General features: G+C 54.0%; 21 protein-coding genes. 15 read left to right on the top strand and 6 right to left on the bottom strand.

Annotated elements, in window-relative coordinates; all coding sequences use genetic code 11:
- Window positions 1-20: 20 nt before the first annotated feature.
- From purF to hisP, 6 genes are all read left to right on the top strand, one after another.
- Window positions 21-1538: an amidophosphoribosyltransferase gene (purF, locus tag HFD95_RS09450; protein ID WP_010258001.1), complete on the top strand. Its 1518-nt coding sequence runs from the start codon at window positions 21-23 to the stop codon at window positions 1536-1538.
- Between the two features lie 112 nt (window positions 1539-1650).
- On the top strand, window positions 1651-2220 hold the full coding sequence (locus HFD95_RS09445; RefSeq protein WP_010258003.1) for a UbiX family flavin prenyltransferase: 570 nt from the start codon (window positions 1651-1653) through the stop codon (window positions 2218-2220).
- A gap of 259 nt (window positions 2221-2479) precedes the next feature.
- Window positions 2480-3262, top strand: coding sequence for a lysine/arginine/ornithine ABC transporter substrate-binding protein ArgT (gene argT / locus HFD95_RS09440; RefSeq protein ID WP_010258004.1), 783 nt, complete (start codon window positions 2480-2482; stop codon window positions 3260-3262).
- 179 nt (window positions 3263-3441) lie between these two features.
- Window positions 3442-4131, top strand: a complete 690-nt coding sequence (locus tag HFD95_RS09435) for a histidine ABC transporter permease HisQ (protein WP_010258006.1) — start codon at window positions 3442-3444, stop codon at window positions 4129-4131.
- Window positions 4124-4840, top strand: coding sequence for an ABC transporter permease (locus HFD95_RS09430; RefSeq protein WP_010258010.1), 717 nt, complete (start codon window positions 4124-4126; stop codon window positions 4838-4840). Before HFD95_RS09435 ends, HFD95_RS09430 begins: the two co-directional genes overlap by 8 nt.
- An 8-nt stretch (window positions 4841-4848) precedes the next feature.
- Window positions 4849-5622: a histidine ABC transporter ATP-binding protein HisP gene (hisP, locus tag HFD95_RS09425; protein WP_010258014.1), complete on the top strand. Its 774-nt coding sequence runs from the start codon at window positions 4849-4851 to the stop codon at window positions 5620-5622.
- A 135-nt stretch (window positions 5623-5757) separates the two neighbouring features.
- Here the strand turns inward: hisP and HFD95_RS09420 are convergent, their stop codons facing one another.
- On the bottom strand, window positions 5758-6705 hold the full coding sequence (locus tag HFD95_RS09420; protein ID WP_010258017.1) for a sugar-binding transcriptional regulator: 948 nt from the start codon (window positions 6703-6705) through the stop codon (window positions 5758-5760).
- A 195-nt stretch (window positions 6706-6900) separates the two neighbouring features.
- Here HFD95_RS09420 and dalD point away from each other — a divergent pair, with 195 nt between their 5' ends.
- Genes dalD through HFD95_RS09405 form a run of 3 tightly spaced genes read left to right on the top strand, consistent with a single transcriptional unit; the run spans window position 6901 to window position 11069 of the window.
- The gene (gene dalD / locus HFD95_RS09415) at window positions 6901-8289 is read left to right on the top strand and encodes a D-arabinitol 4-dehydrogenase (RefSeq protein ID WP_010671449.1); all 1389 of its coding nucleotides are present in this window, start codon (window positions 6901-6903) and stop codon (window positions 8287-8289) included.
- A 2-nt stretch (window positions 8290-8291) separates the two neighbouring features.
- The gene (xylB, locus tag HFD95_RS09410) at window positions 8292-9761 is read left to right on the top strand and encodes a xylulokinase (protein WP_167430168.1); all 1470 of its coding nucleotides are present in this window, start codon (window positions 8292-8294) and stop codon (window positions 9759-9761) included.
- Between the two features lie 27 nt (window positions 9762-9788).
- The gene (locus HFD95_RS09405) at window positions 9789-11069 is read left to right on the top strand and encodes an MFS transporter (RefSeq protein ID WP_010258025.1); all 1281 of its coding nucleotides are present in this window, start codon (window positions 9789-9791) and stop codon (window positions 11067-11069) included.
- Between the two features lie 33 nt (window positions 11070-11102).
- Here HFD95_RS09405 and HFD95_RS09400 read toward each other — a convergent pair whose 3' ends face one another.
- Entirely contained in the window at window positions 11103-11999 is an 897-nt protein-coding gene (locus HFD95_RS09400; protein ID WP_010258028.1) for a TIGR01777 family oxidoreductase, read from the bottom strand.
- Window positions 12000-12181: 182 nt separating this feature from the next.
- Here HFD95_RS09400 and yfcF point away from each other — a divergent pair, with 182 nt between their 5' ends.
- Together yfcF and yfcD are read left to right on the top strand one after the other, a co-directional pair.
- Complete coding sequence (yfcF, locus tag HFD95_RS09395; RefSeq protein ID WP_010258032.1) at window positions 12182-12823, top strand: glutathione transferase; 642 nt, start codon at window positions 12182-12184, stop codon at window positions 12821-12823.
- 108 nt (window positions 12824-12931) lie between these two features.
- On the top strand, window positions 12932-13456 hold the full coding sequence (gene yfcD / locus HFD95_RS09390; protein WP_010258035.1) for an NUDIX hydrolase YfcD: 525 nt from the start codon (window positions 12932-12934) through the stop codon (window positions 13454-13456).
- Window positions 13457-13563: 107 nt separating this feature from the next.
- On the opposite strand, the gene pta is transcribed toward yfcD, so the two are convergent.
- Together pta and ackA are read right to left on the bottom strand one after the other, a co-directional pair.
- The gene (gene pta / locus HFD95_RS09385; RefSeq protein WP_031292718.1) at window positions 13564-15696 is read right to left on the bottom strand and encodes a phosphate acetyltransferase; all 2133 of its coding nucleotides are present in this window, start codon (window positions 15694-15696) and stop codon (window positions 13564-13566) included.
- An 85-nt stretch (window positions 15697-15781) separates the two neighbouring features.
- Window positions 15782-16984: an acetate kinase gene (gene ackA / locus HFD95_RS09380; protein WP_010258040.1), complete on the bottom strand. Its 1203-nt coding sequence runs from the start codon at window positions 16982-16984 to the stop codon at window positions 15782-15784.
- Between the two features lie 337 nt (window positions 16985-17321).
- Here ackA and yfbV point away from each other — a divergent pair, with 337 nt between their 5' ends.
- The 3 genes from yfbV (at window position 17322) to HFD95_RS09365 (ending at window position 19087) form a co-directional block, all read left to right on the top strand.
- Window positions 17322-17774: a terminus macrodomain insulation protein YfbV gene (gene yfbV / locus HFD95_RS09375; protein ID WP_010258042.1), complete on the top strand. Its 453-nt coding sequence runs from the start codon at window positions 17322-17324 to the stop codon at window positions 17772-17774.
- Window positions 17775-17919: 145 nt separating this feature from the next.
- Entirely contained in the window at window positions 17920-18414 is a 495-nt protein-coding gene (locus HFD95_RS09370; protein WP_010671451.1) for a YfbU family protein, read from the top strand.
- Between the two features lie 13 nt (window positions 18415-18427).
- A complete protein-coding gene (locus HFD95_RS09365; RefSeq protein ID WP_010258046.1) occupies window positions 18428-19087 on the top strand; it encodes a sugar phosphatase in 660 nt (219 codons plus the stop codon).
- Window positions 19088-19116: 29 nt separating this feature from the next.
- On the opposite strand, the gene yfbR is transcribed toward HFD95_RS09365, so the two are convergent.
- Both yfbR and HFD95_RS09355 read right to left on the bottom strand, forming a co-directional pair.
- On the bottom strand, window positions 19117-19716 hold the full coding sequence (gene yfbR / locus HFD95_RS09360) for a 5'-deoxynucleotidase (RefSeq protein ID WP_010671453.1): 600 nt from the start codon (window positions 19714-19716) through the stop codon (window positions 19117-19119).
- Between the two features lie 75 nt (window positions 19717-19791).
- Window positions 19792-21009: a pyridoxal phosphate-dependent aminotransferase gene (locus tag HFD95_RS09355; RefSeq protein ID WP_010258051.1), complete on the bottom strand. Its 1218-nt coding sequence runs from the start codon at window positions 21007-21009 to the stop codon at window positions 19792-19794.
- A gap of 960 nt (window positions 21010-21969) precedes the next feature.
- Between HFD95_RS09355 and lrhA the strand changes: the two genes are divergently transcribed.
- The gene (lrhA, locus tag HFD95_RS09350) at window positions 21970-22893 is read left to right on the top strand and encodes a transcriptional regulator LrhA (protein WP_010258055.1); all 924 of its coding nucleotides are present in this window, start codon (window positions 21970-21972) and stop codon (window positions 22891-22893) included.
- The last annotated feature ends 43 nt before the right edge of the window (window positions 22894-22936 follow it).

The following is a 22936-nucleotide window of genomic DNA, read 5'->3' as shown; positions in this document are numbered from 1 at the left end:
CTTAATGAGGAAATGACAACATGTGCGGTATTGTCGGTATCACCGGTTTCATGCCGGTCAACCAGTCGATCTATGACGCGTTAACGGTGCTCCAGCACCGCGGGCAGGATGCCGCAGGCATTTGTACTATCGATGCGCTGAAATGTTTTCGCCTGCGAAAGGCAAACGGCCTGGTCAGCGACGTTTTCGAAGCACGCCACATGCAGCGTCTGCAGGGCAATATGGGGATCGGTCACGCGCGTTATCCAACCGCGGGAAGCTCCAGTGCCTCTGAAGCGCAGCCATTCTATGTAAACTCCCCGTATGGCATCACCCTGGCGCACAACGGTAACCTGACCAACGCCCACGTGCTGCGTAAGCACCTGTTTGAAAAGGGCCGCCGTCACGTTAATACCACCTCAGATTCTGAAATCCTGCTGAACATCTTTGCGCAGGAGTTAGATCGTTTTCAAAACGATCCGCTGACAGCCGACAACATCTTTGCTGCGGTTGCTGCCGTGCATCAGCAGGTGCGCGGTGCCTATGCGGTGGTGTCGATGATTATCGGCCACGGTATGGTCGCCTTCCGTGATCCTAACGGTATCCGTCCGCTGGTGCTGGGCAAGCGCGTTATCGCTGATGGTCGCACCGAATATATGGTCGCCTCCGAGAGCGTGGCGCTGGATACGCTGGGCTTTGAGTTCATCCGTGACGTTGCACCGGGTGAAGCGGTCTATGTGACTGAAGCGGGCCAGCTGTCTACCCGTCAGTGCGCTGAAAATCCGAAAAGCAATCCGTGCCTGTTCGAGTATGTCTATTTTGCACGTCCCGACTCCTTCCTCGACAAAATCTCGGTCTACAGCGCCCGTGTTCGTATGGGCACCAAGCTGGGTGAGAAAATTGCGCGCGAGTGGGAAGATCTCGATATCGACGTTGTGATTCCGATTCCTGAAACCTCCACCGATATCGCGCTGGAAATTGCACGTATTCTCGACAAACCCTATCGCCAGGGCTTCGTGAAGAACCGGTACGTTGGCCGTACTTTTATCATGCCGGGCCAGCAGTTACGCCGCAGCGCGGTACGCCGCAAGCTCAACGCTAACCGCGCCGAATTCCGTGATAAAAACGTGCTGCTGGTGGATGACTCTATTGTTCGCGGTACCACCTCAGAGCAGATCATTGAGATGGCGCGTGAAGCGGGCGCAAAAAGGGTTTATCTGGCGTCAGCGGCGCCGGAAATTCGTTTCCCGAACGTCTACGGTATCGATATGCCCAGCGCCACGGAACTGATTGCGCATGGCCGTGAAGTGGAAGAGATTCGCCAGCTGATTAAAGCCGATGCGCTGATCTTCCAGGATCTGGACGATCTGATCGAAGCGGTTCGCGAAGAGAATCCGGACATTGCACAATTTGAGTGCTCGGTGTTCAACGGCATTTACGTGACGAAAGATGTCGATCAGCAATATCTGGAGTATCTTGAGTCGCTGCGTAATGATGATGCCAAAGCGCTTCAGCGGCAGAACGAAGTCGAAAACCTCGAGCTGCACAACGAAGGCTGATACCTTCAGCAGGCGGGCAGCATAAAACAGGGCGGGAGCAATCCCGCCCTGTTTGTTTTCAGAAACCCGCAGGCCGCGTATGATGGCCCATTGGCTGACATAAGGTTGGAATATGAAACGACTCATCATTGGCATCTCTGGCGCAAGCGGGGTGATCTATGGCGTGCGCATGCTGCAGGTGTTGCAGCAGGTGGAAGAAGTAGAAACGCATCTGGTCATGAGTCAGGCGGCGCGTCAGACGCTGGGACTGGAGAGCGATTATTCGCTGCGTGACGTGCAGGCGCTGGCCGATGTGGTGCATGACGTGCGCGATATTGCAGCAAATATCTCATCTGGATCGTTTAAAACGCTGGGCATGGCGATTTTACCCTGCTCAATGAAAACGCTCTCTGGCATCGTCCACAGTTACAGTGACTCGTTGCTGACCCGTGCGGCTGACGTGGTGTTAAAAGAGCAGCGTAAGCTGGTGCTGTGCGTGCGCGAAACCCCGCTGCATGTTGGCCATCTGCGAATGATGACCACCGCCGCAGAGCTGGGTGCCATTATCATGCCACCCGTGCCGGCATTTTATCATCGGCCTGAAACGATCGATCAGCTGATCGATCAGACCGTTAACCGGGTTATCGACCAGTTTGATATCGAATTATCGGAAGATCTCTTCACGCGCTGGCAGGGTGCATAAAGTTCCGCTGGCGCACTTATTTAGTGCATAAGCGCGCCTCGGATCACTCTTCGTGCATTTGACGCACCAAAAGTTAACAACGTCGCTTTTTCTCTTTTACTTCACTGCTATATTCCCCTCACAAACACAGCGTTTTCGCCTGTCTGACATCACGCTAACAGCGTGGTTAACTTGCAGAACTGGCATGAAACATGCAAATTACTTTGCGCAAACACATCACGAACCACATAACAAAAAGCACTTCACTTGAGGGTAATCTATGAAAAAGCGTGTTCTGGCTCTTTCCCTGATGCTGGGCTTATCCAGTGCTGCCAGCGTCTTCGCGGCGGTTCCGGGTTCAATCCGTATCGGCACAGATCCAACTTACCCACCGTTTGAGTCGAAAAACGCGCAAGGCAAGTTAGTGGGCTTCGATATCGACCTCGCTAACGAAATCTGTAAACGTATTCATACCCAATGTACCTATGTAGAGAGCGACTTTGATGCGCTGATCCCTTCGCTGAAAGCGAAGAAAATTGATGCCATCATCTCCTCACTTTCCATCACAGCGAAACGTCAGGAAGAGATCGCCTTCTCGGAAAAACTCTACGCCGCTAACGCGCGTTTAGTCGCGCCGAAAGGATCGAAAATTGAGCCGACCATTGAGTCCCTGAAAGGCAAAAACATCGGCCTGCTGCAGGGCACCACGCAGGAAACATACGCCAATCAGAACTGGCGGCCAAAAGGGGTAAACGTCACGCCTTATGCAAACCAGGATCTGGTCTATCAGGATCTGAATGCCGGTCGTATTGATGCTGCCTTCCAGGATGAAGTGCAGGCCAGCGAAGGATTCCTGAAGCAGCCGGTCGGTAAAAATTACGCCTTCGCCGGTCCGGCCGTGAAAGATGACAAGATTTTTGGCGTCGGTACCGGCATGGGACTGCGTAAAGATGACAGCGAACTGAAAGCCGCCATCGACAAAGCCTTTGCTGACATGCGTAAAGATGGCACCTACGACAAGATTGCGAAGAAATACTTCGATTTCAACGTGTACGGCGACTAACCATCCTGTCGCTTTACCCTCTGTGTCCGTTTTGCCGGGTCTGAGCCGGTTCTGCCAGGTGCAGAATCGGGTTCTTTTCCGCTAATGGCGGATGGCATCTGCAACAGAGAAGTAAAGCTAAACTGCCCGTCTCGCTTGCGGGCAGCGTTTCGTTTTCACCCCACGACAGGACCCTTTCGATGCTGTATGGCTATTCTGATGTAATTCTTCGGGGCACGCTGGTGACGCTGGAGCTGGCGCTCACTTCCGTCGTGCTGGCAGTGCTGCTGGGCCTGATTGGCGCAGGCGCGAAACTGTCGCGCAGCCGGCCACTGGCGATGATTTTTGAAGGCTACACCACGCTGATTCGTGGCGTGCCAGACCTTGTACTGATGCTGCTGATCTTCTACGGTCTGCAGATTGTCCTCAACCAGATAACCGATGCGCTGGGTATGGCGCAGTTTGATATCGACCCGATGGTCGCCGGTATCATCACGCTCGGCTTTATCTATGGTGCCTACTTCACCGAAACGTTCCGCGGCGCCTTTATGGCCGTGCCTCAGGGGCAGATTGAAGCAGCAACCGCGTTTGGCTTTACCGGCGCGCAGGTGTTCCGCCGCATTCTGTTTCCGGCCATGATGCGCTACGCGCTGCCAGGCATCGGCAACAACTGGCAGGTGATTCTGAAAGCCACTGCGCTGGTCTCGCTGCTGGGGCTGGAAGATGTGGTGAAGGCGACGCAGCTGGCAGGAAAAAGTACCTGGCAGCCGTTCTACTTCGCCATTGTGGCCGGTGTGATTTATCTGGTATTTACCACGCTGTCAAACGGTGTGCTGTGGTGGCTCAACCGGCGCTATACGGTAGGTGTAAAGAGGGCGAGTTATGATTGATATTATTCAGGAATACTGGAAATCGCTGCTCTGGACTGACGGTTATCGTTTTACCGGTGTAGCTATCACCCTGTGGCTGCTGATCCTCTCGGTCACCATTGGCGGATGTCTGGCAATCCTGCTGGCGATAGCGCGGGTTTCCCCTAACCGGTTTATCAGCTTTCCGGTCTGGCTCTTCACCTACGTCTTTCGCGGCACGCCGCTCTATGTGCAGCTGCTGGTGTTCTACTCCGGCATGTACACGCTGGAGATTGTGAAAGGCACTGAACTGCTGAATGCCTTTTTCCGCAGTGGTCTGAACTGTACGCTGCTCGCCTTTACCCTCAACACCTGCGCCTACACCACGGAAATTTTTGCCGGTGCGATTCGCTCGGTGCCACACGGTGAAATTGAGGCGGCACGGGCGTACGGCTTCTCTACTTTTAAACTCTATCGCTGCATTATCCTGCCATCGGCGCTGCGTACGGCACTGCCGGCCTACAGCAACGAAGTGATTCTGATGCTGCACTCCACGGCGCTGGCCTTCACCGCCACCGTGCCGGATCTGCTGAAAATCGCGCGGGATATTAACTCGGCGACCTATCAGCCGTTTACCGCCTTTGGTCTGGCGGCTGTGTTGTACCTGATTATCTCTTACGTGTTGATCAGCCTGTTCCGCCTGGCGGAACGTCGCTGGCTGGCCCACGTGAAACCCTCTTCATCGCATTGAGTAGAACTATGGCTGACAATAAATTAAGCGTCACCGAATTGCATAAGCGTTACGGTGAACATGAAGTGCTGAAAGGGGTCTCGTTAACTGCTAAAGCGGGCGATGTGATCAGTATCATTGGATCGTCCGGCTCAGGGAAAAGTACCTTTTTACGCTGCATCAACTTCCTCGAAAAACCGAGTGAAGGCAGCATCATGGTGAATAACCAACAAATCACCTTAGTCCGTGACAAAGATGGTCAGCTCAAAGTGGCTGACAAAGAGCAGCTGCGCGCGTTACGTACCAGCCTGACCATGGTGTTCCAGCACTTTAATCTGTGGAGTCACATGACCGTGCTGGAAAACGTGATGGAAGCGCCGATTCAGGTGCTGGGGCTGAGTAAAGCGGCGGCGCGTGAGCGTGCCATCAAATACCTCGATAAAGTCGGAATTGATGCGCGGGCACAGGCAAAATATCCGGTTCACCTCTCCGGCGGTCAGCAGCAGCGTGTGTCGATTGCGCGCGCGCTGGCGATGGAGCCAGAGGTGTTGCTGTTTGACGAACCCACTTCGGCGCTTGATCCGGAGCTGGTCGGGGAAGTACTGCGCATCATGCAGAAGCTGGCTGAGGAGGGCAAAACCATGGTGGTCGTGACCCACGAGATGGAGTTTGCCCGTCACGTCTCCAGCCATGTCATTTTCCTGCATCAGGGTAAAATCGAAGAGCAGGGACCGCCTGCGGAACTGTTCGGCAGCCCGAAAAGCCCGCGTTTACAGCAGTTCCTCAAGGGATCGCTGAAGTAACGGTTAGATGTTAGTTAAGGCGAGGGAATCAGGGCACCGGCGTAACGTGCCCTGCGCAGAATAAGTGCGAGCCGCGTTTGAGATTTTGCGTCATCTCTGCGTTCTGCCCTCGCACTCTGCATCCATGCTGAGATATCACTTTTGCAGTAGCTTCAGCGCCGTATCCTCATCGGTCACCAGTCCCGATACCCAGCCGCCCTGTAATGCGGCACGGATTGCTGGATACTTGCGCTCGCTACCCGCAAAGCCAATAATTTTACGCTGAGTGCGGCTTTCCAGTCGCACGCTGGTCAGTAGCTCATCCGTTTCGCCCCATACCCGCTCACCCTGCTGATTGAAAAAGTGACCGAGCATTTCGCCCACCACGCCGCGCCCATTTAGCGCCTCGACCTGCGCATCTGTGATGAATCCCTCGGCATTCAAAGGACAGCCCGGCATCACTTCGCCAATACCCACAAAAGCCACGTCCGCCTGTAATGCGCGATCAATGACGCGCTGGTAAACCTTATGCTGAACCCACATCGCTTTATCCTCTGGGGTGTCGGCGTATAAGGGGGCGGGGATAAAGAAATACTTACCTTGCATCTTTTCGGCCATCTTCAACGGTACGTCATAGCGAGTACCGGAATCATCCCGCGCGATGGCACCAATCATGGAAACGCAATGATGCTGCGGGCGATCAACCCAGGGTAGCGCATCAATCATTGAGCGCAGGGTTTTACCGGAACCAATACCGAACACCTGAGGCGTTTCCTCATTGATGAATTGTGTCATCACCGCCGCGCCTTCAACTGCCAGCATTTGTTGAATAGCCTCATCATTCAGACTGGCAGATGGCACAACGCGGCACAAATCCAGACCAAACTTCGCCTGTACCTCACGCGCCAGCTGCAGACAGTGTGTGACGGGATGATCAATTTTTACGTTCACCATGCCCATTTCACGTGCACTGGATACCAGCCGCTGCGCTACCTGTCGTGACAATCCCAATGCCTGCGCAATCTCCTGCTGTGTCACGCCTGCGACGTAATACATCCATGCGGCACGTGCGGCCAGCTCCTGCTTTTTTTCTTCTCTGCTCATCACGATGTTCCGTCGAATTTGAGGGGACATCTTAACGCCGTGCGGGTCGAAAAGCACTAACTGAGCAAAAGCCCGGAATGGGAGCAAAAATATTATTTGTGACTCAGCTCGCAGAAGGATCTTCGTAATAAGCACTATGCTACAGGTCATCGGGCAAATGCCCGTAGGTGTGGCAAATGTTTAAATGAGGCGATTATGAACAACCAATCAGTGTGGATGCACATCGGCGCGGGATCTTTTCATCGTGCACATCAGGCGTGGTATCTGCATAAACTGCGTGAGCAGGGTGATGAAAGCTGGAGCATCGCGCTCGGCAATATCCGTAATGACGCAGTGCCGCTGCTCAATCAGCTCGCGGCGCAGCAGGGAGAATATGTGCTGGAAACCGTGACGCCTGAAGGTAAGCGCGACTACGAAACCATCACTTCGCTGCGCAAAATTTTGCCCTGGGACAGTGATATCAGTGCGTTGATCGAGCAGGGGGCCAGTGCGGAAACGCGTGTGATTAGCTTTACCGTGACCGAAGCGGGTTACTACCTGACGCCCGCGTTTACCCTGGATCTCAATCAGGCAGATGTGAAGGCCGATCTGGGTGGCGATATCCGCACCCTTTACGGTGCACTCAGCCATATTCTGACACAGCGTGTTGCGCAAGGCGGTCCGCCGGTTACGCTGCTGAACTGCGACAATCTGCGGCACAATGGTGAGCGTTTCCGTGACGCCTTCCTGGCGTTTCTTACGGCCAAAGGCGATACCGCGCTGGCCGACTGGGTGCGCACGCAAACCCGTTCACCGAATACCATGGTTGATCGCATTACACCCCGTCCTACTCCGGAGGTGGCAGAACGCGTGCAGGCGGCGACCGGCAAACAGGATGGCGCAGCAGTAATGGCCGAATCTTTTATTCAGTGGGTCATTGAGGATGATTTTATTGCCGGGCGCCCGGCGCTGGAAAAGGTCGGTGTTGAACTAGTGGAATCGGTACTGCCGTGGGAAGAGGCGAAAATTCGCATCCTCAATGCGACACATGCTGCGATTGCCTGGGCGGGCACACTGATTGGTCTGAACTATATCGATGAGAGCACCAGCCATCCGGCGATTTATCAACTGGCTCACGACTATGTGACCCAGGATGTCATTCCTTCTCTGTCTCCCAGCCCGCTTGATTTAGCGGATTATCGTGACGTGGTGCTGGCCCGCTTCAGTAATCCTTACATTAAAGATACCAATCAGCGCGTCGGTGCCGATGGTTTATCCAAAATTCCCGGCATGGTGACGCCAACCCTGCAACAGTGCTACCAGCGCGGTGCGCAGCCCACCGCAACGGCGGTGATTCCGGCACTGTTCTTCCTGTTTATGCAGCGATGGGCCGATGACAATTTACCCTATTGCTATCAGGACGGTGCGCTACAGGTCGATACGCTGCGTAAGCAGTTCGCCAGCGCCGATCCGCTCCATGCATACCTGAGTGATAGCGCGCTGTTTGCGGAACTGGCATCTGATAAGGCGTTTCATGAATTAGTCACCCGCCGTGTTGCGAGTTTGCAGCAGTGGCTGAAACAGCCTGAACTGGCGGCGGTGTAATTATGTATCTCGGCATTGATATTGGTACCTCAGAGCTTAAAGCGCTGATCATTAATACGCACGGTGAGATTGTGGCGGCTCAGCACGCCGCGCTGAGCGTGCAGCGTCCCCATCCCCACTGGGCTGAACAGGATCCTGAATGCTGGTGGCAAGCCTGCAGCGAGGTTCTGGCGGGATTACGTCATCAGTTTCCTCTGGCATGGGCCGCGATTCGCGCTATTGGATTATCGGGACAGATGCACGGGGCCGTGTTGCTGGATGCCGGGGGGAAGGTGCTGCGTCCGTGTATCCTCTGGAACGACACGCGCAGTGCACCGCAGTGTGAAAGGCTACGGAAGAGCAATCCCCGGATAATGGAAATTAGCGGCAATATGATTATGCCCGGCTTCACTTTGCCGAAACTGCACTGGGTCGCGGAAAATGAGCCAGAAATTTTCAGCCGCATCGATAAGGTCCTGCTGCCGAAAGATTACCTGCGCTGGCGTCTTACCGGGCGCTTTGTCAGTGAGCCTTCGGATGCTGCCGGAACGCTGTGGCTCGATGTCTCCCGGCGTGACTGGTCGGAAGAACTGCTGGCCATCACCGGACTGAAGCGTGCCCAAATGCCTGAACTGGTAGAAGGCAGTGCCATAAGTGGACGCCTGCAGCCGACGCTGGCGAGCGAGTGGGGTTTATCTACTGCGGTTACTGTCGCGGGAGGCGGCGGTGACAATGCCGCATCGGCAGTCGGTGTGGGGGCGGTGAATCCCGGTGATGCGTTTATCTCATTGGGTACCTCCGGTGTGATTTTTGTCGTAAACGACCGCTTACGGGCTGACCCTCAATGCGGGGTGCACGCCTTTTGCCATGCGTTACCGGGCCGCTGGCACCAGATGAGTGTGATGCTTAGCGCAGCCAGTTGTCTGCGCTGGTTGTGCAATCTGCTGTCGGTCAGTGAAAGCCAGCTGATGGAGGAGATGGTCCAGTTCAGTGATGAGCAAGTGCGTAGCGCCCCGGTTTTCCTGCCCTATCTGTCTGGTGAACGCACACCACATAACGATCCTGACGCATCCGGTTCTTTCTTCAATCTGCGCCATGAAACCCCGCGCGCCTTGCTGGGCTATGCGGTGGTTGAAGGCGTGGCATTTGGGCTGGCTGATGGGTTGAGTGTGCTCGGCGATGCCAGGCATCACATTCAGCAGTGCAGCCTGACCGGTGGTGGCGCACGTAGCACATTGTGGGCTCAATTGATTGCCGATGTGCTGCAACTGCCCATTGTTACCCATCCCGCCAGCGCATCTGGCGCGCTGGGTGCGGCACGTTTAGCGTGGCTGGCTGATGGCGGCCTTGAGCATGAGGTGTGTCTGAAGCCGGCTGTGCAGGCGCGCTACCAACCGGACGAGACGCGCGCTGCCGTGCTGCAAAAGCGGCTATGTCTGTTCCGGGAACTCTACGTCCAGCAACAACAGGTGCGCAGTTTGCTGCCTGCATAACGACTAACCAGACAGAAGGTAATTGTGATGCAATCGAACGAATACTGGTTTGGCTTACCGAAAAAGATGTTCTGGGGTTTCCTCGCTATCGCAATCTTTATGGCGGGTGATGGCTTTGAAATGGCGTTTCTGTCGCGCCATATCACCGATATGGGCTTTACGCCCGCGCAGTCTGCAGTCGTATTCACCTTCTATGGCTTAGCGGCAGCCCTGGCGGCCTGGGCATCTGGCGTGGTAGCCGAGTTGATCACACCGCAGCGCGCGATGATGATTGGCTTTGTGTTATGGATCGTGATGCATACGCTGTTTATGTCGCTGGGGCTTGGCCTGCGCAACTATCCGCTGATGGTGCTGTTCTACGGCATTCGCGGGCTGGCTTATCCGCTGTTTATCTACTCTTTCATGATGATGCTGGTGCAGGTCTTACCGCGCGAAAAACTGGCGGCGGCGACCGGCTGGTTCTGGGCGATGTATTCTGTCGGCATCGGGGTGATTGGCAGCTATCTGCCAAGTCTCACCATTCCGATGCTGGGGGAAACGGGGACGCTGTGGCTGGCTATTATCTGGGTGGCCTGTGGTGGGATCCTCGCATACTTCAGCCTGCGCAAGGTACCGGTGGATCGCTCTCGTGTGAATTTGCCGATGCGTGACAAGATGACAGAGATGGCGCGTGCCGTGACCATCCTGTTCACCAATCAGAATGTGTTTTATGCCTGCCTGATTCGCATCATCAACACGCTGTCGCTGTTTGGTTTCGCCATTATCATGCCACTACTGTTTGTCGATCGTCTCGGCTTTACCATCTCTGAATGGCTACAAATCTGGGCGGTGTTCTTCTTTGTCACTATATTTACGAATATCTTCTGGGGCCTCACGGGAGAGAAGCTGGGCTGGATCCGTCAGGTGCGCTGGTTTGGTTGCCTGGGGATGGCCATCTCCAGCCTGACCTTTTATTATCTGCCGCTGTATGCGGGTCATAACTTCTGGGTCGCATTAATCCCTGCGGTAATGCTGGGCATTTTTGTCGCCGCGTTTGTACCGATGACCGCTGTATTTCCCACGCTGGAACCGCATCATAAAGGCGCTGCGGTCTCTATTTACAACCTCTCCGCAGGACTCAGTAACTTTGTGGCACCGGCTATCGCCTCAGTCATGCTGCCGTTCTTCGACATTGTCGGTGTGGTATGGGCCTATACCGGGCTATACGTGTTCGCTGGCGTGCTGACCTTTATTATTCGTGTGCCACAACCGGGGCATACGCGTGAAGAGAAGGTAGTGAAGTCGCGTGTAGCAGAGCAGCGTAACTAACGAAACATACGGCGGCCCAGGGCCGCCGTATGTTTATCCTGCGACATCCTGCAGCGCTTCCTGCAAATCGTACCAGCGGAAACCAAAGCCTGAGGCTTCCAGCCGTTTTGGCAGCACATGCTGTCCTCCCAGCACCAGCACCGACGATTCGCCCATCATCAGTTTAATGGCGCTGGCAGGCGTGCGCATAAAGGCCGGACGATGCATCACCCGGCCCAGGGTGGCGGCAAACTGCTCGTTACGCACCGCGTAGGGAGCGACCATATTGAACGGACCCCGCAGATCATCATGCTCCAGCAGCCAGATAATGGCGTTTAGCATGTCATCAATGTGAATCCACGGCATGTACTGTTTACCACTGCCAATCGGCCCGCCGATGCCGAGTTTAAAGGGCAGCTTCATTTTGCTGAGTGCGCCGCCCTCAGACGCCAGCACCACGCCGGTTCGCAGCAGGCAGACGCGGGTGCGTTCGCTTTCAGCCGCGAGCGCCAGCTGCTCCCAGCGGGCGCAGAGCTGATGAGTAAACTCATCCTGACCCTGATCCTCTTCAGTCAGTACCAGATCGCCGGTGTTACCATAAAAGCCGGTTGCCGAACCTGAGATCAACACGGACGGTGGTGTGGCGCTGGCGTTGATCAGTGAGACGATCTGCTCGGTTATCTGCCAGCGACTTTCACACAGCTGCTGTTTATGCGGCTCCGTCCAGCGTTTGTCGGCAATAGGTTCTCCCGCCAGATTAATGACCGCATCGATCGTATCCAGGTTCGACTGTTGCGCCAGCCCTGACCAGAGCGCGACCTCTTCGCCCAGTTTTTCACGTGCGCTGACCACGTCACGCGTCACCACACTGATCTGATGCCCCAGCTGTTGCAGGCGCGGAATCAGGTGACGGCCAATCAGTCCCGTGCCACCGGTAATAAGAATGTGCATGTTGCGGCTCCCTTGATGTTTTTGTTATTTGCATCTTTCAGCATAGAAGAGTCGAGCCACTCTATCGTGAGTCGCGTCGCGCTTTCTTATTCCGGAGGCAGAGATCGGATCAGCTCAGCGTTGCCTTCCCAAATAAAAATCGGTAAACATGATGCAACCCTGACAGCCAATTGAGGTAACCGATGAATTATCCGTCCATCACCCTGTGGTCAGATTCATCATTTTTCAGTCCTTACGCCATGTCGGCCTATGTTGCTCTTACCGAAAAAGGGATCCCTTTCCAGCTGAAGCGCGTCGATTTGTCGCAGAATCAGCAATACGCCGCGGCTTACCGCGAGCTGTCGCTGACCTGCCGGGTCCCGACCCTGCAGATTGATGCGTTCCTGTTAAGCGAATCCTCGGCGATTACCGAATATCTTGAAGAGCGCTTTCCGGCGCCCGAATTTGAGCGCCTCTATCCCCGCGACCGCGAGAAGCGTGCCCGCGCCAGAGAGATCCAGGCCTGGCTGCGCAGTGACTTCCTGTGGATACGTCAGGAGCGTCCCACAGAAGTGCTGTTTGCCGGTGAGCGCTTTGCGCCGCTGACCGCATCAGCGCAGCAGGCGGTGGATAAACTGGTTATGGCCGTCGATCGCCTGCTGCCTGACGGGCAACAGAACCTGTTTGGCGAGTGGTCAATTGCGGATACCGATCTGGCGGTGATGCTTAACCGGCTGGTATTGCATGGCGATCCTTTGCCCGCGCGTCTGCGGGATTATGCTGAGTTTCAGTGGCAGCGAGCCTCAGTACAGCTGTGGTTAGCAGAAAGTGGTAAAAATCGGTAACAGCCAGGGCTTGCTCAGGCTGCCGGAAGTGATTACCTTACGCCACATAAAAATAAAGACGTGGCAAACTGCGTACCCAAGTGTACGCCAAACAGGAAAGGGTTACGGATGGTGGATCAAACTGCGGGTGACGGCATCGAGTGGGTCGATATCGTAAACGAAGAGAATGAAGTTGTTGCTCAGGCAACACGTGCGCAGATGCGCGCTGAGTGCCTGCGTCACCGCGCTACCTATATTGTGGTTCATGACGGTATGGGCAAAATTCTGGTGCAGCGTCGCACAGAGATAAAAGATTTTATGCCGGGCAAGCTGGACGCAACCGCAGGCGGCGTGGTGCAGAGCGGTGAAGATATGCTGGAGTCTGCGCGACGTGAAGCGGAAGAGGAGTTAGGAATTGCTGCGGTGCCGTTTGCTGAGCATGGCAAATTCTACTTCGAAGATCAGCACTGTCGCGTCTGGGGCGGTCTGTTCAGTTGTGTGTCACATGGGCCATTCGCCATGCAGGAATCGGAAGTCGATGAGATTATCTGGATGACGCCCGATGAGATCACCGCACGTTGTGATGAGTTCACTGACGATTCGCTTAAAGCGCTCTCTCTGTGGATGAGCCGCAACGGCGATAACCGGGCCTGAAAACGGGCGCTTTAACGCCTCAGCGATCCGCATTAAAGCCTCTAGCTCTGTTACCGGCGAAAAAAAGGCATGCCCTGGGGCATGCCTTTTGCGTTCTTACCTGACGCTTAGCCTTGTTCAGCCTGCTGAGACTGAATAGCGGTTAAGGCGATGGTATAGACGATGTCATCAACCAGCGCACCGCGCGACAGGTCGTTAACCGGCTTACGCATACCCTGCAGCATCGGCCCGATTGAGATCAGATCGGCTGAACGCTGTACCGCTTTATACGTGGTGTTACCGGTGTTCAGATCCGGGAAGATAAAGACGGTGGCGCGACCGGCAACCTGTGAATCTGGCGCTTTCGACTTCGCCACATCTTCCATGATCGCGGCGTCATACTGCAGCGGACCATCAATGACCAGATCAGGACGTTTTTCCTGCGCGATACGCGTTGCTTCACGCACTTTTTCAACGTCGCTGCCTGCACCTGACGTGCCGGTAGAGTAGGAGATCATCGCAACACGTGGATCGATACCAAAGGCTTTAGCAGAGTCGGCTGACTGAATAGCGATCTCAGCCAGCTGCTCAGCGGTGGGATCCGGGTTAATCGCGCAGTCACCGTAAACCAGCACCTGCTCCGGCAGCAGCATAAAGAACACCGATGAAACCAGTGAGCTGTTAGGCGCAGTTTTGATCAGCTGCAGAGGCGGACGAATGGTGTTGGCGGTGGTGTGAACCGCACCTGAAACCAGGCCATCCACTTCGCCACTCTCCAGCATCATGGTGCCCAGCACCACGTTATCTTCCAGTTGTTCCTGGGCGACCACTTCGGTCATCCCTTTGCTCTTACGCAGCTCAACCAGACGCGGCACGTAGTTTTCACGCACCTGTTCCGGATCAACAATCTCAACCCCTTTGCCCAGTTCAACACCCTGAGCCGCAGCAACACGCTGAATCTCATCCGGGTTGCCTAAGAGTACGCAGGTGGCGATACCGCGTTCAGCACAGATAGCGGCCGCTTTAACCGTACGCGGCTCATCACCCTCTGGCAGCACGACGCGTTTGCCCGCTTTACGCGCCAGCTCAGTCAGCTGATAGCGGAAGGCCGGTGGCGACAGGCGACGGCTGCGCTCTGACGTGGCGGTCAGTGACTCAATCCAGTCAGCATTAATGTAGCTGGCAACATATTCCTGCACTTTCTCGATGCGCTGCGTATCATCAGCGGGCACTTCAAGATTAAAGCTCTGCAGGCTCAGAGAGGTCTGCCAGGTATTGGTTTTCACCATAAACACCGGCAGGCCGGTCTGGAAGGCACGGTCACAGAGGCGCGCGATACGATCGTCAATCTCGTAGTTACCGGTCAGCAGGATAGCGCCAATCTCAATGCCGTTCATGGCGGCCAGACAGGCGGCGACAAGTACATCCGGGCGGTCTGCGGAAGTCACCAGCAGTGAGCCTGGACGGAAATGCTCCAGCATGTGCGGGATACTACGGGCGCAGAAGGTGACCGATTTAACCCGGCGGGTCTGAATCTCACCTTCGTTGATGATGCGCGCGTCCAGGTGACGACACATATCAATTGCGCGGGTGGCGATCAGATCAAAGCTCCACGGCACGCAGCCCAGCACCGGCAGCGGGCTGTCTGAGAACAACTGCTTAGGATCGATATTGGCGATGCTGGCTTTTGACGAGTCATCAAAAATTTCTGACAGGTCAGGGCGGGTACGCCCCTGATCATCGACCGGCGCGTTGAGTTTATTGATGATCACGCCAGTGATATTTTTATTCTTCTGACCGCCGAAGCTGCTCTGCGTCAGTTCAATGCGCTCTTTCAGTTGGGCCGGAGAGTCATTGCCCAGCGCCATCACGAAGACGATTTCCGCATTCAGGGTTTTCGCGATTTCATAATTCAGCGCGTTGGCGAACTGATGCTTACGGGTAGGGACCAGACCTTCAACCAGCACCACTTCCGCATTCTGCGTGTTGGCATGGTAACGGGAGATGATCTCTTCCATCAGCACATCCTGCTGGTTCGATCCCAGCAGTGATTCAACACGTGACATCTGCAGCGGTTCAGCGGCAGGAATCGAAGAGTTCTTACGGATAATAGTGGTGGTTTGATCCGGCGTATCGCCGCCGGTACGCGGCTGAGCAATCGGCTTAAAGACGCTGAGCCGAACGCCTTTGCGCTCCATGGCGCGGATAACGCCGAGGCTGACGCTGGTCAGGCCGACGCTGGTGCCGGTCGGAATGAGCATAATTGTACGTGACACGTTTGAACCTCTCAGTAATGGCAGGGTGTCAAAAACAACTCCGTCAGCTTGGGCTGACGGAGAGAAGTGTTTACGCAGTCAGACGCGCGGCGTCCTGGGCGATGACCAGCTCTTCGTTGGTCGGGATCACCAGCGCCGGGCGGGTGCCTTCTTTATTGATGTAACCAGACTTGCCGAAACGGGCCGCCAGGTTGCGATCGTGATCGACGTCAAAGCCCAGCAGTGCCAGTTTTTTCAGTGAGAGTTCACGAACCATCGCGGCGTTTTCACCGATGCCGCCAGTAAATACCACGGCGTCCAGGCGGCCATCCATCAGCGCAGTGTAGCTGCCGATATATTTCGCCAGGCGATGACAGAAGACATCCATTGCGCGCTTCGCATCTTCTTTGGTGGTGTAGTTATCTTCCACGTAGCGGCAGTCGCTGGTGACTTCAGTCAGACCTAACAGGCCAGACTCTTTGGTCAGCAGTTTATTGATGGCATCGACGCTCATACCCAGCGTATCGTGCAGGAAGAAGATAATTGCCGGGTCGATGTCGCCACTGCGGGTACCCATCACTAGGCCTTCCAGTGGGGTCAGGCCCATTGAGGTGTCCACACACTCGCCGTTGCGAATGGCAGAGACAGAACCGCCGTTACCGAGGTGGCAGGTAATAATATTCAGTGACTCAAGCGGCTTGTTGAGCATTTTGGCCGCTTCATGGGTCACATAGAAGTGGCTGGTACCATGCGCGCCATAGCGACGAACGCCATGCTCTTTATACAATTTGTACGGCAGCGCATAGAGATAAGACTCTTCCGGCATTGTCTGATGGAAAGCGGTGTCAAATACCGCGACATTCTTATCTGACAGGTGCGGGAAGTTTTTCATCGCTTCATCAATACCGATCAGATGAGCCGGATTGTGCAGCGGTGCAAAAGAAGAGGCGTCTTTGATGCCCTGTACCACTTCTTCAGTGATGATGACTGACTGAGTCAGCTTCTCGCCGCCATGAACGATACGATGGCCGATTGCAGCAATTTGTGCCGAAAGCTCAGGTTTTTGTGCCAGAATGGTTTTAACGATAAAGTTCAGCGCTTCACTATGCGCTGCGCCAGCACCCAGAGGCGCTTCCTGTTTTTCGCCTTCCAGCTTCCATTTGATGCGGGCTTCAGGAAGGTGGAAACATTCCGCCAGGCCAGACAGGAATTCTTCACCGCTGGCAGGGTTGAGGATGGCAAACTTAAGGGAAGAGCTGCCACAGTTCAGAACCAGAACTAACTTACTCGACATGGAAGTACCTATTTTTTGAGAGTGGCTAAATAAAACGCAATCAGACTAACAGCGTAGCCCATGAAAGCTGGTAGATTAATGACAAACATCATGCGGTAGACAGAATTCTGCATTTCCGCAAAAAAATTCGGCAATCTTACGCGAAAATTTGAAGATTGCCTCGTCTGAACCTGGCTCAGGCCTCTTCCCAAAAGCGCAATCCGCTTCCGGAAAGGGGGTAAAACGGCGTCAGAATAGCTGGAGTCACCTTTAAAGACAAAAATAATTGAAGGATGTCACGTAAAGTTGTGTAGTTATAACTATTTTTTAATTTTTACAGCATTAGTTGAGGTGAGCCATGGCGAATGAATCTGGCAGTACCAATTGGTTTCGGATGTTTCAGCGCGGCCAACACTATATGAAGACCTGGCCGGCTGATAAGCGCCTGGCACCCATGTTCCCGGAAAACCGTGTTTCATCGGCAACGCGTTTTGCTATTCGCTTTATGCCACCTTTGGCGATTTTTACGCTGACCTGGCAGATCGCGATGGGCGGTCAGTTAGGCCCGGCCGTGGCGACCGCGCTGTTTGCCTGTACCCTGCCGATGCAGGGATTATGGTGGCTGGGAAAGCGTTCTGTGACGCCGCTGCCGCCGACGCTGCTTAACTGGTTTCATGAAGTTCGTGCCCGGCTGGAAGAAGCGGGGCAGGCGACAGCGCCAGTAGAAGGCAAGCCGACCTATCAGGCGCTGGCCGATCTGCTAAAGCGGGCGTTCAAACAACTCGACCGCACTTTCCTCGACGATCTCTGACCTATCCCGGGCTGGCGGTAAAATATTTACCGCTAACCTGCGGCCAAATCAAAGAATGGTGATACGGCGATTTCCGTGTCGCTAACGCTGTGCAATGATTTCTCCATTGTCGATTAACTGAGCGGTCTCTGACCGGGAGTAAATGATGGAAATGACCCATGCGCAGCGTTTGATTCTCACTAATCAGTACAAAATGATGGCCATGCTTGAGCCGGAAAATGCGGAGCGTTTTCGTCGTTACCAGACCATCATCGAACGCGGTTATGCGCTGCAGATGCGGGAGCTGGACAAAGAGTTTGGCGAACTCAGCGAAGCGATCTGCCGGACGGTAATCGATATTATGGAAATGCATCACGCTCTCCACGTCTCCTGGTCGAACCTTAAAGAGAAAGGTGAGCTTGAAGAGCGCCGTCTGGCCTTTCTGGGCTTCGATGCGGCAACGGAAGCGCGCCTGCTGGGTTATGTCCGTTTTATGGTCAATACAGAAGGGCGTTATACGCACTTCGATTCCGGCACCCATGGTTTTAATGCGCAGACCCCAATGTGGGAAAAGTATCAACGGATGTTAGCTTTGTGGCAGACTTGTCCGCGCCAGTACCATTTAAGTGCAAACGAAATTGCGCAAGTGATTAATGCCTGATGAGGAGGAGCGCGTGACCTACAGAGGTTTTCTATTTGATTTAGACGGCACGCTGGTGGATTCACTGCCAGCGGTTGAACGAGCCTGGAGCCAGTGGGGTGCCCGTCATGGCATCGCGGCTGATGAGATTCTGGATTTCATTCATGGCAAACAGGCGATCACCTCTCTGCGTCATTTCATGGCAGGCCAGTCGGAAGAGGCTATTCAGGCGGAGTTTGTTGCGCTGGAGCAGGCTGAAGCGGCGGACACCGACGGTGTGCAGGCGCTGCCAGGGGCCAACGCGTTGCTGAACCGGCTGAACGAACTGCAGATTCCCTGGGCGATTGTCACTTCCGGTTCAGTGCCGGTCGCACATGCACGTCATAAAGCCGCAGGCTTACCGAAGCCTGCCGTGTTTATTACCGCTGAACAGGTGGCTAAGGGCAAACCGGAGCCCGATCCCTACCTGCTTGGCGCGGAGAAGCTGGGATTAGCGGCGACATCGTGCGTGGTTGCAGAAGATGCACCTGCCGGAATCTTATCCGGCCTGAATGCTGGCTGTGCGGTGATTGCCATCAATGCGCCGGCGGAGACACCCCGGCTGGATGAGGTAGCGCTTCAGCTCGACTCACTGGCATCACTGGTGATAACCCGCGAGTCTGACGGCAGCTTTACCTTCCGTCAGCAGGCTTAAAGGCTGGCCCGGCGGCCAGACCGCCGGGCTTAGAGTGGCGTATCCTGCGAGATTTCATCCAGTGACAGGCTGAAGCTCGGAATAAACACCTCAACGAAGTAATCCATCTCCGGCGAACGCCGAAGTGCCAGGGTCTTTTCCAGCCGCGCTTTGGCCAGTAAAAATTCGTTGTTCCCGGCAGACAACTCCTCAAGACATTTTACATATGCACAGAGCGCATCCGCCTGTTTCAGAACAGCCTGCTCCTCTTCGCTGTGCAGATGCTCATCGATCAGCGGGCGATAGATCGCCTGAAACTCTTCAGGCAGCATCTCAATCAGCTTCTGCTGAGCAATCTTCTCGATTTTCTTATATTCGTGGGCGATCTGCGCGTTGTAATACTTTACCGGAGTCGGTAAATCGCCGGTGAGCACTTCACTGGCATCGTGGTAAAGCGCCAGCATGGCAATGTGATCGGCATTAAGCGACCCGTTGAATTTAAGGTTTTTGATCACGGCCAGGGCATGCGCCACCATAGCGACCTGCAGACTGTGTTCGGAGACATTTTCGGTGCGCACATTGCGCATCAGCGGCCAGCGATTGATCAGCTTAAGACGGGAGAGATGAGCAAAGAAGTGGCTTTGTGTCATGAGCGTTCCTGTTGGCTGGCGGGGGAGAGACAGGCTCTGGCTCTCCCCAAATAGCGTCAGTATACGCGGGCCTGATTATTGACGATAGCCTTGCAGGAAGCGGCCAAATTTATTGATCGCCATCTCAAGATCATCCACACGAGGCAGCGTAACAATGCGCAGGTGATCGGGCCATGGCCAGTTAAAGGCACTGCCCTGAACCAGTAGCACCTTCTCCTGTAACAGAAAATCCAGCACCATCTTCTGATCGTCGAAAATGTTGAATTTTTTGGCATCGATTTTCGGGAACATATAAAGCGCGCCCTGCGGCTTCACACAGCTGACGCCTGGGATATCATTAATCAACTCCCAGGCGCGCTGCCGCTGCTCGTAGAGACGACCACCCGGCATGATAAATTCGCTAATGCTCTGGTAGCCGCCCAGCGCCGTCTGAATCGCATGCTGCGCCGGTACGTTGGCACACAGGCGCATCGAGGCGAGCATCTCCAGTCCTTCTATATAGCCTTTAGCATGTTTCTTTGGCCCGTTCAGTACCATCCAGCCCTGACGGAAACCGGCAACGCGATAGGTTTTAGAAAGGCCATTAAAGGTAACAGTCAGCAGATCGGGTGCCAGCGCTGCGATGCAGTGATGCTGTGCATCGTCATAGAGGATCTTGTCGTAGATCTCATCGGCGAAAATAATCAGGTTATGCTGACGCGCAATTTCAACCACCTCTAACAGCAGCTCTTTGCTGTAGACCGCGCCAGTGGGGTTATTCGGGTTGATAATCACGATGCCGCGGGTACGAGGCGTTATCTTGCTGCGGATATCATCGAGGTCAGGGAACCAGCCTGCTGATTCGTCACAGAGATAGTGCACTGCTTTACCGCTGGAGAGGGAAACCGCAGCCGTCCATAACGGATAGTCGGGGGCCGGCACCAGCATTTCGTCGCCGCTGTTCAGTAACGCCTGCATCGCCTGCACGATGAGTTCTGAAACACCGTTGCCAATGTAGATATCTTCTACGGTGACATCGCGCATGTCGCGCGCCTGGTAGTGCTGCATGATCGCTTTACGGGCGGAATAGAGACCCTTGGAGTCACAATAGCCCTGAGAGCTGGGAAGGTTACGAATAACATCGACCAGTATCTCATCCGGTGCTTCAAAACCAAACGGCGCCGGATTGCCGATGTTCAGCTTCAGTACTTTGTTACCTTCTTCTTCGAGGCGCTTAGCCTCTTTCAGTACCGGGCCACGGATGTCATAGCAGACGTTATCGAGTTTTCCGGATTTATCAATTTGAAAAGTCATTGTTACCGCCTTAATGGGCAGAATCCTTTTGGCTGCCACAGAAATCCAACCAGCACAATGTACTCTCCTGACAGTCACAAAAGAAGGGTGCCGCCCCGTTTTGGCGGGTTCAACAACTTTTTGCCCGGTGCGCAGCGTAAAAAATATTTGTTGTCGCGTAAACTGGTTAATAAAACCATAAATTGGCATTAATGCAGGATTTTAACTTGCCCAAAGCGCTGCTGAACCGACATATGGCTTTAGCATCATGAACGCTATCTGGAAGTTATTGAAATGGAACTTTTCTTTGCACCTGAAATATACACTTAGAGAAATAGTTAAAGGATATTTTATAAATGTTCAAATTATGGACGATTTTATAACGTGCCTGAAGATTACGCCTTAACGCTGCTTAAGAGTGGCGCGTTTAAGGCCTTGTGTTCGCCGGAAAAGTGCCAAAAGCAGAGCTTCATATGGCACCTTTATTGCAGGATTGTGAGCCGTACTTAACACTTCCTCACTAAATTTCAGAACGCTGAAGGCTTAAAAAGTGATCAATAATGTGGCATAAGGGTCTGGAAATGCCTTTAGCACAAAATTTACAGCGCTTTTCACAAAATCATTTCCATTTTGAAGTCAAAAATGATTAAGTATAATTTATTATTTAGTGCACTTTGCCGCTTCGCTTTGATAGCCCGTAAAGTGCGCTTTCTATCCCACACGATTCTTTCTGGTGGGAATAAGACAACTACGCAGCTTCCTGCATTTGCGCACCCAGCGCCATCGGTTCAGAAGTTGTATCTGTCTTGAATAGCACTATGACCCTTCAGAGGAGTCAACAGTGCAGGATCCACATAAACTTTTTTTGTGTCAGTCTTCACACAGGACTGTCATTGAGCACCATTACTGCTTATCACTTTGATAAGCTTGTGATAACACCAGGGTAGTAGTTCGTAAAAATCTTATAAGTGAAGAAAAAACATGACTAATGCAAATCGTCCGATACTGAATCTCGACCTCGATCTGCTGAGAACCTTCGTTGCCGTTGCGGATTTGAATACCTTTGCAGCAGCCGCTGCAGCGGTCTGCAGAACCCAGTCAGCAGTCAGTCAGCAGATGCAGCGTCTGGAACAATTGGTAGGTAAAGAGCTGTTTGCCAGACATGGACGTAATAAGCTTCTGACAGAGCACGGTATCCAGCTTTTAGGCTATGCGAGAAAAATTCTTCGTTTTAACGACGAAGCCTGCACATCTCTGATGTACAGCAACATTCAGGGCGTGCTGACTATTGGCGCCTCTGATGACACCTCTGACACTATTCTGCCGTTCCTGCTAAACCGGGTGACCTCGGTGTATCCGAAACTGGCAATCGATGTGCGGGTTAAACGTAATCCGTTTATGATGGAAATGCTCAATCAGGGTGAAGTGGACCTGGTTGTGACCACTTCCAGCCCGGGCAATTTTACCTATCAGGTACTGCGTACTTCACCTACCTTGTGGTACTGCGCAGCGGATTATATCTTCCAGCGTGGCGAAGCCATTCCATTGGTATTGCTGGATGAGCCAAGTCCTTATCGTGATATGGCTATCGATCATCTCAACGAAGCGGGCATCCCGTGGCGTATCTCTTATGTCGCTTCCACACTGGCTGCAGTGCGCGCTGCGGTGAAAGCGGGACTGGGTGTGACGGCACGTCCGGTCGAGATGATGAGCCCGGAACTGCGTGTTATGGGTGCAGCTGAAGGACTGCCGGTACTGCCGGATACGCAATATCTGCTGTGCCGTAATCCAGACAGCGATAATGAACTGGCGCTGGCTATCTTCAATGCCATGCAGTCCACCAATGATCCTTATAACCTGAGCAATAATCCCGACGGTTCACTGTTGCTGGATGATGAAGAGTAATTTCGCTAACGTGTTGTACTCAATACCTGCGTGATTGCCTTAA

The organism is Pantoea sp. EKM10T (assembly GCF_011800685.1).
GTDB classification, from domain to species: Bacteria; Pseudomonadota; Gammaproteobacteria; order Enterobacterales; family Enterobacteriaceae; genus Pantoea; species Pantoea agglomerans.
Note: the sequence above shows the minus strand (reverse complement) of the source record. Positions and strands in the feature narration are given on the sequence as shown.